Source organism: Algoriphagus sp. CAU 1675 (assembly GCF_029222925.1).
Taxonomy (GTDB): domain Bacteria; phylum Bacteroidota; class Bacteroidia; order Cytophagales; family Cyclobacteriaceae; genus Algoriphagus.
The window spans coordinates 909,511-921,663 of the sequence record NZ_JARHUI010000001.1; the positions used below are offsets into that span (position 1 = coordinate 909,511).

General features: G+C 42.0%; 11 protein-coding genes. 10 read left to right on the forward strand and 1 reads right to left on the reverse strand.

Annotation, left to right across the window (positions count from 1 at the left end):
* Positions 1-101: 101 nt before the first annotated feature.
* From P2G54_RS03975 to P2G54_RS03995, 5 genes are all read left to right on the forward strand, one after another.
* Positions 102-518: a DUF2721 domain-containing protein gene (locus tag P2G54_RS03975; protein ID WP_275868392.1), complete on the forward strand. Its 417-nt coding sequence runs from the start codon at positions 102-104 to the stop codon at positions 516-518.
* A 35-nt stretch (positions 519-553) separates the two neighbouring features.
* Positions 554-1,567, forward strand: coding sequence for a GntG family PLP-dependent aldolase (locus tag P2G54_RS03980; protein ID WP_275868394.1), 1,014 nt, complete (start codon positions 554-556; stop codon positions 1,565-1,567).
* A gap of 83 nt (positions 1,568-1,650) precedes the next feature.
* Positions 1,651-2,913 (forward strand): replication-associated recombination protein A, encoded by a 1,263-nt coding sequence (locus P2G54_RS03985; protein WP_275868398.1) that lies wholly within the window; start codon positions 1,651-1,653, stop codon positions 2,911-2,913.
* Positions 2,914-3,112: 199 nt separating this feature from the next.
* Positions 3,113-4,444 carry a pitrilysin family protein gene (locus P2G54_RS03990; protein ID WP_275868401.1) on the forward strand — a complete coding sequence of 444 codons (1,332 nt, stop codon included), beginning with the start codon at positions 3,113-3,115 and terminating at the stop codon, positions 4,442-4,444.
* Between the two features lie 26 nt (positions 4,445-4,470).
* Positions 4,471-6,519, forward strand: a complete 2,049-nt coding sequence (locus tag P2G54_RS03995; RefSeq protein ID WP_275868403.1) for a pitrilysin family protein — start codon at positions 4,471-4,473, stop codon at positions 6,517-6,519.
* 33 nt (positions 6,520-6,552) lie between these two features.
* Here P2G54_RS03995 and P2G54_RS04000 read toward each other — a convergent pair whose 3' ends face one another.
* The gene (locus P2G54_RS04000) at positions 6,553-8,193 is read right to left on the reverse strand and encodes a M61 family peptidase (protein WP_275868405.1); all 1,641 of its coding nucleotides are present in this window, start codon (positions 8,191-8,193) and stop codon (positions 6,553-6,555) included.
* A gap of 135 nt (positions 8,194-8,328) precedes the next feature.
* On the opposite strand from P2G54_RS04000, the gene rpmH reads away from it, so the two are divergent.
* Genes rpmH through P2G54_RS04025 form a run of 5 tightly spaced genes read left to right on the forward strand, consistent with a single transcriptional unit; the run spans position 8,329 to position 11,776 of the window.
* On the forward strand, positions 8,329-8,487 hold the full coding sequence (gene rpmH / locus P2G54_RS04005; RefSeq protein WP_275868407.1) for a 50S ribosomal protein L34: 159 nt from the start codon (positions 8,329-8,331) through the stop codon (positions 8,485-8,487).
* 48 nt (positions 8,488-8,535) lie between these two features.
* Entirely contained in the window at positions 8,536-8,919 is a 384-nt protein-coding gene (gene rnpA / locus P2G54_RS04010) for a ribonuclease P protein component (RefSeq protein ID WP_275868409.1), read from the forward strand.
* A complete protein-coding gene (locus tag P2G54_RS04015) occupies positions 8,919-10,580 on the forward strand; it encodes a S41 family peptidase (protein WP_275868411.1) in 1,662 nt (553 codons plus the stop codon). Before rnpA ends, P2G54_RS04015 begins: the two co-directional genes overlap by 1 nt.
* A 3-nt stretch (positions 10,581-10,583) precedes the next feature.
* A complete protein-coding gene (gene tsaB, locus P2G54_RS04020; protein WP_275868413.1) occupies positions 10,584-11,270 on the forward strand; it encodes a tRNA (adenosine(37)-N6)-threonylcarbamoyltransferase complex dimerization subunit type 1 TsaB in 687 nt (228 codons plus the stop codon).
* Positions 11,267-11,776 carry a DUF2480 family protein gene (locus P2G54_RS04025; protein WP_275868415.1) on the forward strand — a complete coding sequence of 170 codons (510 nt, stop codon included), beginning with the start codon at positions 11,267-11,269 and terminating at the stop codon, positions 11,774-11,776. The genes tsaB and P2G54_RS04025 overlap by 4 nt, the downstream gene beginning before the upstream one ends.
* The last annotated feature ends 377 nt before the right edge of the window (positions 11,777-12,153 follow it).

Consider the following 12,153-nt stretch of genomic DNA (forward strand, 5'->3'; position numbering starts at 1 on the left):
ATCTGCTCCGAATTTCAATTGTCATATAAAAGCCCGTTTTAAAAAGCGGGCTTTTTTCATGATTTTTCTGAACTTAGAAGAGTTCAAACCAATGCTACTGAATGGAACTCCAACTCTCAACACCTGCCTTGCTTTTTTCAGCCATCACCTTACTGATGTTGGCATTTACCAATAGATTTTTGGCGATTGCCAACCTGATCCGGGGCTTGCATAAAAATTTCCTTAAGGATCCGAATTCAGAAATCATAGTCAAACAAATCGAGAATCTCCGTCTTCGGTTGAAGCTTATCAAAACAATGCAGCTTTTCGGAGTTTTTAGCTTTTTAATGTGCGTAGTTTGTATGTACTTGCTCTTTCAGGGGTTTACCGCTGCTGCAAATTGGGTGTTTGTGGCAAGTATGCTTTCCTTGCTAGTCTCATTGGTAATTTCTCTTTTCGAAATACAGTTTTCCACCAAGGCACTCAATCTGGAATTGTCGGGAATGGAGGATATATTCAAAAAGAGAAAAAAGAACTGAGGTGATAACAGAAAGAAAGACTAATAAAAATTACCATGCTTATTGACCTAAGAAGCGACACAGTTACCCGGCCTACCCCGGGAATGAAAGATGCCATGTTTACTGCTCCTGTTGGGGATGATGTGTTTGGGGAGGATCCTACCGTAAACGCGCTCGAACAAAAAATCGCTGACCTATTCGGAATGGAGGCGGGATTGTTTTGTCCAAGTGGAACCATGACCAACCAAATTGCGATTCGGCTGCACACCGGGCCGCAACGGGAAGTGATTTGCCATCAACATTCCCACATTTATTTATATGAGGGTGGAGGGATCATGGCTAATTCCCTGGCTTCTGTGAAACTGCTTTCTGGGGATTTTGGGAAAATCACCGTAGATCAGGTCGCTGAAAATATCAACCCCGATGATGTTCATGCACCTGAAACCACATTGGTTTCTTTGGAAAACACCATGAACAAGGGAGGGGGGAGTATTTACACCCTCGATGAGATCAAACCTATTCGCCAATTGTGTCAGGAAAAAGGACTGAAGTTGCATCTGGATGGAGCGCGTTTATTCAATGCCTTGGTTGAAACAGGTGAAAGCCCTGCTGATTGGGGAGCTCAATTTGACACCATTTCCATATGCTTGAGTAAGGGGCTTGGCTGTCCTGTGGGTTCTGTTTTACTTGGGTCCAAAGTTGATATCAAACGTGCGCGCAAGGTTCGCAAGGTATTCGGTGGAGGAATGCGGCAAGCCGGTTTCTTGGCCGCCGCAGGAATTTATGCTTTGGATAACCATGTGGAAAGACTTAAAGAAGATCACATTCGAGCTAGGGCTTTGGGTGATTTGCTGTCAAAACTTCCTGTGGTTTCCGAAATTTTTCCGGTGGCAACAAATATTGTGATTGCCCGATTGGAAGGAATAAAGCCAGAGGAGTTTATGGGTAAATTGCTGGATAAAAACATCAAGTCTGTCAAATTCGGAAAAGACTTGGTTCGCTTTGTGACCCATTTGGATTTTGGAGATGAGGAGTTGGAAGAGTTTGGAAGAAGAATCTCCGTCATCTAAAGACAATTTATGACAATATACAAAGGCCCTACCAGGCCTTTTTCTTTTCTGTTGTATCTTGTTTACTCAATCAGCCCTGTATCATGAATCCCACTCCATTAGCTGAACGAATGCGTCCAACCCGATTGGAAGATCTGATCGGTCAGGAGCATTTATCCTCTCCCAATTCATTTTTGTATAAGGCGATCAAATCCGGCAATGTTCCCTCCCTGATCCTATGGGGACCTCCCGGAGTGGGTAAGACCACCATCGCCAACATCATTGCCAATGAGATCAAGGCCCCTTTCTATACCTTAAGTGCCATCAGTTCCGGAGTGAAGGATATCCGGGAAGTAATCGAAAAGGCAAAGTTCCAAATGGGAGTGGTGTTGTTTATAGATGAGATTCACCGCTTTAATAAATCCCAACAAGATGCGCTTTTGGGAGCGGTGGAAAAGGGAATAATTCGCTTGATCGGTGCCACGACAGAGAATCCTTCTTTTGAGGTGAACGCGGCCTTGCTTTCCCGTTGTCAGGTTTTCACTTTGAATTCACTAGGGAAACCTGAGTTGGAGGCCATGGTGAACCAAGCCTTGGAGAAAGATGTGGATTTGAAAAAAATCAAAGTTGAGATCAAGGAAATTGATGCATTGTTGAGGATTTCAGGTGGAGATGGGAGAAAGCTTCTAAATCTCCTAGAAATCGTAATCGATGGCATCAATGAAAATCCCTGCGTGATCACCGATGAGAAAGTAATGCAGATTGCCCAGCAGAAAGTTGCACTCTATGACAAGTCTGGTGAGCAACACTACGATATAATTTCTGCTTTTATCAAATCCATCCGCGGATCTGATCCCAATGCTGCAGTTTATTGGCTGGCAAGAATGATCGAAGGAGGAGAGGATGTGAAGTTCATTGCTCGGAGACTGGTGATTTTGGCTTCTGAAGATATTGGTAATGCCAATCCGAATGCGCTTTTATTGGCAACTAATTGTTTTGAGGCGGTAAAAATCATTGGTTATCCCGAGGCGAGGATCATATTGTCCCAGTGCGTCACGTATTTGGCAAGTTCTCCAAAAAGCAACGCGGCGTATATGGCAATCAACCAGGCTCAGTCCATGGTCAAGCAGACAGGAGATCTCTCTGTTCCACTTCATCTGAGAAACGCACCTACCAAGCTGATGAAGGACTTGAATTATGGCAAGGCTTATAAATATTCCCATGACTTTCCTGGAAACTTTGTGCGACAGGAATTTTTGCCGGATGAGATCAAAAACACAAAGTTTTACGATCCGGGAGAAAATGCCCGGGAGGCTGAATTGAGAAGGTATTTGAAAAGTAAGTGGGGGGATAAGTATGAGTATTGACTTTGCAGAGCTTTATCCTAAATCAAAAAATCCTGCCGTGATTTTTTATTCGGCTCTTTTAGATTAATTAAGATCTCAAATGGCATTTTCATCTCGAAAATGCTGATTTTTGGCTGTATTGTTCGATTTTGAACAAAAAACCAAATACTAGGCTTTTGAGTATTAAAGTATAAAAGAAATTAAATTCTAAATTTTTGACATGAGAAAACTAATTGCTTTAGGCCTTCTTGTCGGGGTATTGAATACCCCTGTGTTGGCTCAGAAAAACATTGAATTCAAGGAATTCACTCTGGACAATGGTCTGCATGTAATCATGCATCAGGACAATAGCACTCCCATTGTGGTAACTTCAGTCCTCTACCATGTAGGGTCAAAAAATGAAAACCCGGAACGTACTGGATTTGCTCATTTTTTTGAGCACCTGATGTTTGAAGGTTCTGAGAATATTGAGCGTGGACAATATATGAACATCATCCAAAGTCGCGGAGGAACTCTCAATGCCTACACTTCCAATGATATCACCTACTATTACGAGCTGCTTCCATCCAATGAACTGGAGCTGGCGCTATACATGGAAAGTGAGCGAATGCTTCATTCCAAAGTTGATATTACCGGAGTGGAAACGCAGCGTGAAGTGGTAAAAGAGGAAAGAAGGCAGCGCTATGAAAATCAGCCTTACGGGACGATTTTGCCAGAAACATTGGTGAGGGCTTATTCTGAGCATCCTTATCGTTGGGCACCTATCGGCTCCATGGATCACCTGAATGCCGCAACAATTGAGGAGTTTCAACAATTCTACAAGGACTTTTATGTTCCTAATAATGCTACCCTAACTATTGCCGGAGATATTGACTATGCCACTACCGAGAGTTTGGTGAGAAAATATTTCACGGAAATTCCGAAAGGAAGTAAAGAGATATACAGACCGAATGTAATAGAACCTAAGAAGGTGGCGGAGATCCGGGACGTCATTTATGACAATATTCAGATTCCTGCGGTGATCCAAGCTTATAACCTTCCACCTAGAAATCATCCCGACAGCTATGCTCTATCCATGCTGTCAACCTACCTAACCGGCGGAAATTCCTCTTTGATGACCAAAGAGTTGGTGGATAAGCAGCAAAAGGCCTTGGTTATAGCTGCGATCCCTTTGGAATTGGAAGATGGCGGAATTTTCATCATGTATGGGATTACGAATATGGGTGTGGAGCCGAAGGATCTGGAAACGGAAGTGGATAAATTGATTAAACAGGTTCAGGATCAGGGAATCTCCGACGAGGAGTTTGCAAAGCTGAAGAATCAAATGGAGAATGCTATTGTCAGTGGAAACTCAACCATTGCGGGCATAGCGGAAAACTTGGCAGAAGCCAAAGTGATCTATGGTGATACCCAGTATATTAACCAGGTAATGGACTATTATTCAAAAGTCACCAAAGAAGATATTCAGCGGGTGGCGAAGGAATATCTGGACCTGAATGGTCGGGTGGTGTTGTATTATTTGCCAAAATCAGCTCAATCAGCGACTGAATAATTGTTTTACCTAAAGGATTTAATGACATGAAAAAATTAGCAATATCATTTGTTTTGACGCTTTTAGTGACAGTTGGACTTTTTGCCCAAGTGGACAGAAGCAAGCTGCCTGCATCCGGGCCTGCCCCGGAGATTAAAATCAAAGAAGCTGAGACCTTTACCTTGGCAAATGGGCTCAAGGTTTTTGTGGTCAATAATACCAAGCTACCCCGCGTGGCTTTCACTTTGGTATTGGAGCGTGACCCAATTTTAGAGGGCGATAAAGCTGGTATGACTGGCTTTGTTGGAGAAATGATGATGGGTGGGACAGCCAATCGTACCAAAGATCAGTTGGATCAAGAGATTGACTTCATCGGAGCCAGCTTGAGCGCTTCCTCTACTTCTCTTTTTGCATCTTCTTTAAAAAAGCATCAGGATAAAGTTTTGGAGTTGATGGCTGATGTCCTGTATAACCCAACTTTTCCTCAGGAAGAATTGGACAAGTTAAAAAAGCAATCCTTGACAGGTTTGGCTCAAAGTAAAGACAATCCTCAGGCGATTTCATCCAGGCTTGCTGCTGCAGTTTTGTATGGAAAAAATCATCCTTATGGCGAAATAGAAACTGAAGCAAGCATCAACAACATCACGGTTGAGGACATCAAAAAATACTACCAGACTTATTTCAAACCGAATATTGCCTATTTGGCGATTGTAGGAGATATGTCAAAAGCTGAGGCTGAAAAAGTGGTTAACGAGTATTTTGGCAAATGGCAAGGTGCTGAGGTTCCTAAGTTTACCTACCCTGTTCCAGAGAGAGCTTCAAAAAGAGCAGTTGCCTTGGTGGATAGAAGTTCCTCGGTTCAGTCTGTGATCAATGTGACTCAACCTGTACAAATGAAAATTGGCGATCCAGATTACATTTCCAGCCGATTGCTCAATCAGATTTTGGGTGGAGGGTCAGCATCCCGATTGTTTATGAATTTGAGGGAAGATAAAGGATATACTTATGGAGCCTACTCGTCTATCGGTTCTGATAAGTTGGTGGCTGCAATTTCTGCTACAGCTTCCGTTAGGACCGAAGTGACGGATTCTGCTGTTTACGAATTCATCTATGAAATCAATAATTTGGTTGAAAATGGAGTCACTCAGGAGGAATTGGACAAGGCAAAGGCTGAACTTTCCGGAAGTTTTGGAAGGTCCCTCGAGCAACCGAGTACTGTTGCCAGTTTTGCCCTAAATATCGATCGCTATAATCTTCCCAAGGATTATTATGCTACCTATCTTCAGAAACTGAACTCCTACACCGTGGAGGATATCAATGCCACAGCAAAGCGATTGATCGAGCCGGATAAATTTATCATCACGACTGTAGGTAATGGAGCTGAAATCAAGGAGAAACTAGAACAGTTCGGGGAAGTGACGATGTATGACAATATGGGATTTCCGGCGAAGGAAATTACCATGGAAGATGAAAGCATGACGGCTGAGAAGGTAGTGGAAAACTATATCAAAGCAATAGGTGGAGAAGAAAATGCCAGAGCTATTCAGGCTGTCAAAATGAAATTGGAAGCCGAAATTGGCGGTCAGAAATTGGGTATTAGTATGACTTATAATGATCCGGAAATGCGGTATTCGCAATCGACCAGCGTTTCAGGTATGGTTATGCAAACAGCTGTTTTGAAAGATGGGAAAGGTACTGCAAGTGCTCAGGGACAAACTATTGAAATGACTTCTGAGCAAGTTGATGGACAGTTGTTCTCTTCTTTCTTCATTCCCGAACTTTATGTTTTTGAAAAGGGCTACACTGCCAAGCTGGACGGCGTTCAGGATGTGGATGGTACCGTTGCCTATAAAGTAATGTTCAGTAGTCCGCAGGGAGCTACCTCTGTTAATTATTATGCAGTGGATTCAGGCTTAAAGGTGAAAAATGAAAATGCCGTAGCAGGAGATACTTATTTCTTGGATTATCAGAGGAAAAATGGGGTGTTGATTCCTATGTCACAGACTATCAAATTGGCGATGGTTCCAATGCCTTTAGAGGCAAAAGTCATATCACTTGAGATTAATCCTCCATTGACTGAGGGGGATTTTCAATAAAGATTAAAAAGCGGGAGTTAATTCCCGCTTTTTTTATTTCATCCACTTTTCTCTTTGGACTGTGGTCTTTCTAGTTTTTAAATGAAAGTGCGGAAAATAGTTTGAGTCTTGTACAGGAAAGCTAAAACTATACTGGGAGCCATTGATACGTTGAATTTCCAGTTGAACATTTTCATTGGAGGTTACAGATTGGATTTCATCCCCTACCATTACTTTAGAGTAGGCCGGACTGTCTGGATGGATTTTTCGAACCTTGTTTTTCTCTACTAAAATCCCGGCTTCCTTGATAAGAGGATTGTTGCTTGGGTGTTTTTCCAGAGAAATTCCAAGGAGGTGAAGATGTTCTTCCAAAAACTCCAGAATATTTTCTTTTCCGGAAATAAAGCGGGTGTAAAATGAGTCAAGTTCCTCGGAATCTCCTTTTTGCCGCAGCAGTTTCCAAAAGCTTAGATTTGAATAACCTTTTCCAGGTAAGCCGAAGCGGGTCCAGGCCATTTTCATGACTTCAGGTAGGGAGGAGCCATTTTTCAACAGCAATAAATCCAAGGCTAAGGCGATCAAAGATCCATTTGCATAAATATTAACCTTTCGGTCTGGTATCCCTACTTGATATCCGTCAAGCCACAAGTCAAAACTCGAGTCTAGGATACTTTGGTTTTTCCACCCGAAGTTTTCAGAAACTTTGTTAATGGTTTTTTCAAGTTCCTTTAGATAGTCTTTGAGGTCAAAAAAACCTGACTTCAGCAGATAGAGGTCACCCATATAAGTGGTGATCCCTTCGAGAACCCAGCCAGACTCGGTATAATTTTCCCTTGAGAAATCGTAAGGCAGCAATTCTTTGGGCCGGATGCGGCAGACATTCCAGGCATGGTAAAGTTCATGTGAACTTACTCCCATTAGCTCAGCCATTTGTTTTTCTTCTTTGAGACTTTCCGCCGGACCAAAGGTGATCACGGTTCCCTTTTTATGTTCGACTCCATGGTAATGAGGATAGGGAAGGAGCTGAAAGATAAAATGATATTCTTTCTCCGGGAATTCACCAAAGTCCCGTATCTGGATTTCTGATACAGTTTTCAGTCTTTCCAGAAATAGGTTTTTATCAAAGGTAATTTGCCCGTGAATCCAGCAATGGAATTGAATTTCCCCAACCTTGTATTTCCAATGGGTCAGTTTTTTTGCTGCTAGGACAGTGGAATCTGCCAGTTCCTGGAAGTTTTTTGCCTCAAAGTTATTTTTACCGGTTTTGGGGAGCGTACAGACTAAATCAGAGTATCCGCGAAGACTCAAATTCAAACCATAGGAGTATGGTTGGGTTCCGGAAATTTCTAAGCAGCAATTTACCAGGTTAAGATAAACTTGCTGTTCATCCACCCAAGAGGACCCTGCATCCATTTTCCCCGCATAAAATTCGTAAGCAACTTCATAAGTCCCTTCAGTTTTGGCTTCGAATGCCCAGCAATCTTTACTGATTTTCCGGTGGGCCTGTTCTTTTCCTTTTTGGTCTAGGACAGTGAGATTCCGAATAAATTGAGCGAAATTTGCCAACTGATACCTTCCTGCTCTCCAGGCAGGCAGCTGCATTTTGATTTTCGAAGGAAAGGTGACGGGTATTTTTACCCGGATTTCAATAATCTGGGAAGCTGGATTGGCACATTCTATTGTAAAGTTGATCATTTTAATGGGTTGACTTTCAACAAATGTAAATGCCTTGTTTGTATTTCAAAAAAGGCTGCATATCTTTGCAGTCCTTTTTGGAGGGTAAGTCCAAAGGAGCAATTTAAGAAAGCAATCAGATAAAGATATTCGATCATGAAAAGAACATTTCAGCCTTCTCGCAGAAAAAGAAAAAACAAGCATGGCTTTAGAGAAAGAATGTCCTCTGCTAATGGTAGAAGAGTACTAAAGGCCAGAAGAGCAAAAGGAAGAAAAAAATTAACTGTTTCCTCCGAAAAGACCCTGAAGAAGTAATTCTTTGAGGTAGTTTTCGTATGTTCACATGCGATTCGACTCCTTGTGATGAATTACAGACTTCCAAAAAGTGAGCGTCTTCACTCCGAAAAATTAATCAAGGAACTTTTTAACGAAGGTTCCTCTTTTTTTTTATACCCCTTCAAAATCCAGTACCTGATTCAAAATCCTGCTGGGGAAGAAACTCTTCAGGTCCTTTTTTCTGTTTCCAAGAAGAAAAATAAAAAGGCTGTTGTCCGGAATCTGATTAAGAGGCGGATGAGGGAGGCCTATAGGCTTAACAAACATTTACTTTCCGGACTTGACCAAGGGGTTTTAATTGGTTTGATTTACGTGGCTTCAGGTCCTCTGTCTTATCAGGAGATCGAGGCGAAGATCAAACAATCCCTTAGCAAGATTCAGGAGTTGATCCCGGGAAAAATAGAAGAATGATGAAAAGAAATTTCAATAAGTCCCTTTTGCTGGTTTTAGCTGGGACCTTCCTGCTTACTGGCTTTTTTGCATTTACAATCAAGAATGACAGGCTTTTTGCGCTAGCAAAGAATATCGACATTTTTGCTACCCTGGTCAGAGAGCTTGACTCCTATTATGTGGATGAAATTGATCCGGATGAACTGGTGGCAGTAGGAATTAATGCGATGTTGGAGGAACTGGACCCCTACACTGAATATATTCCGGAAGAGGAGACGGATGATTTCAGGATGTTGACGACCGGTGAATATGCTGGAATCGGAGCCTTGATTGGCAACCGTGAAGTGGGCAACATCATCATTATGCCTTACACTGGATTCCCGGCACAAAATGCAGGGTTGAAAATTGCCGATCAGATTTTGATGGTAGATACCGTGGATGTAGTGAAGAAATCCACTTCAGAGGTTTCAGAGTTGTTGAAAGGCCCAGCCAATACTCAGGTGAATGTGAAGGTCAAGCGAGATCAGGATACCTTGGTTTTTAACTTGGTCAGAAAGAAAATTTCCCTCAAAAATGTCCCTTTCTATGGAAAGGTGGATGAGCAGACCGGTTACATCAAACTTGGGGATTTCACTACAAATGCCTCCAATGAAGTCAGGTCGGCTTTGGTTGATTTGAAGAATCAGGGAGTAAGTCGTTTAGTTTTGGATCTCAGAGATAACCCAGGAGGTTTGTTGAATGAAGCGGTCGAAATTGTCAATCTCTTTATTCCTAAGGGAAGAGAGGTAGTGAAGACCATCGGGAAGCTTGAAAGTGTGAATTACACCTATAAAACCACCAAAACCCCGATCGCAAAGGATTTGCCATTGGTTGTCCTGATCAATGAAAGAAGTGCTTCGGCTGCTGAAATTGTTGCCGGTGCCTTGCAGGATTATGACCGCGCGGTGTTGATTGGAAGAAGGTCTTTTGGTAAAGGCTTGGTGCAGACCACTGTTCCTTTGACGTACAACTCACAAATGAAAGTAACTACTGCGAAGTATTACATTCCAAGTGGACGTTGTATTCAGGCAATTGATTATACCCAAAGCAGAGAAAATGGAGAGATAACAGTTGTGCCGGATTCTCTCAGAAAGGAGTTTACAACCAAAAATGGAAGAACTGTACTTGACGGTGCGGGGATTGAGCCGGATCAAACGGTAAGCTCTGTGTCCTATGCTCCGATTTCATACAGCTTGGTGGCTAGAAATCATGTCTTTGATTTTGCTACAGAATATTTCTATAAGCATAAGTCTATAGTTTCTCCTTCAGAGTTTGAGATTTCCGATCAGGATTATTCAGAATTCGTGACCTGGTTGGAGGGTAAGGAATACGATTACGTGACCTATCTGGAAAAATCTGTGGAGGACATGAAGAAGAATGCTGAGAAGGCTCCTTATTACGAGGAGATCAAAGGGCAGATTGAAGAAATTGAAAAAAGAGTCATGCATAGTAAGGAGCAAGACTTGGTGACTCATAAAGAAGAGATCAAGAAAATCATTTCAGAAGAAATTGTGTCAAGATATTATTTCCAAGAGGGAATGATTGAGGCTGGCCTGAAAGAGGATAAGGCTGTGCAGGAAGCTATTTCCTACCTGAGTCAGCCGGCTAAATTGCAAGAGGTTTTAACAGCGTCAGTAAAATAAGTCATGGTTTACATTTTGTCGATTGAAACTTCAACTGACAAATGTTCGGTTGCTGTGCATGAAAATTCTCAGCTGAAGTCTATTCGGGAGATTGATGAAAAGGGTGCGCATTCTGAAAAATTGCTTGCTCTCATTGAAGGTGTCTTGAATGATGCGGGGATTTCTTCTTCAGGTTTAAATGCAGTGGCAGTTTCAAAGGGGCCGGGATCTTATACTGGTTTGAGAATTGGGGTTTCTACTGCAAAAGGGTTGGCATTTGCATTGGGTATTCCACTTATTGGTGTAGATACTCTTCAGGCTTTGGCTTTGATGGGGCTGAAAAATGTGAGTGGAGGTGAGTTGGTCGCGATGCTTGATGCCAGAAGGATGGAGGTTTACAGCGAGGTATTCGATGGAGATTTGAAGCTTCTTCGGGGATTGGAGTCTGAGATAATTGATGCAGATTCCTTTTCAGAGTATTTGGAAAAAGGTCCTGTGTTTTTTGTCGGGGATGCAAATTCAAAAGTGAAAGAAGTCATAAAACATGAAAATGCATATTTTCCCCATATTGAGCTTTCTGCCGAATCGGTTGGTCAACTGGCGTATGAAAAATACCAAAAATCCGAATTTGAGGATTTGGCTTATTTCGTCCCAAATTATTTAAAGGAGTTCAAAGCGCTTCAGTCAAAGAAAAACCCATTATTGCCATGAGTGAAATTGTCAATAGAGTAGCACAAAGTTCGATTGTGTCCTTGGACCTCGAAAAAATCTACCCTCAGGAGGAGCGAGTGGTTTTTGATCTTGAGCCTTTTTTGTTTCAAGGTTTGGTTTTAAAGGAGAAAGACTTTAGGGCAGAACTGAAATCCTTGAACTGGGATGCTTATAAAGATAAGTGGGTAGCCATCAGTTGTTCGGCAGATGCAATTGTTCCCAATTGGGCTTATTTGCTAGTGGCTATTTATTTGGAGCCAGTGGCCAAGGGCTTTGTGATTGGAGGAAAAGAAGAGTTGGAAGCGTTAATCGCAGAAAAATGTATTGCTTCATTGGATCTTGAGGATTTTAGAGATAGGCCTGTTGTGATTAAAGGTTGCAGTGATTTTCCTGTTCCATTATTTGCCTATGGCAGATTGATCGCAAAGGTAATTGAGGTGGCAAAATCCTTAATGTATGGGGAGCCGTGCAGTACAGTTCCTCTTTATAAAAAACCAAAAGCCTGATTTTGAAGAGGCTGTGATTTTTTTGATAATTCTTGAGAATTTTTGTCTGAAAAACTCTTGCGTAAACCGCATATCTAGCCTATGTTTGCACTCCCAAATGAGAGAAAGTCTCATTAGCAATTGACAAAAAGAGAGGCGAAAAAAGATTTTGAAAAAAAATGTCTTTCCGGGTTTTGAATCAAAAATTAAATCCCGATATTTGCACTCGCTTTTGAGGAAAGCAATCCTCACAGACTCTTGAAAAGTCAAGAGAAAAGTTCTTTGAAGTGATGTAAGGCGAAAAAATAACCTGAGAGAGAAGGTGCCTTTAATTGGACGCGAGTCTGGTTAGGGGCGAAATAACGAACGATAATTTACAATGGAGAGTTTGATCCTGG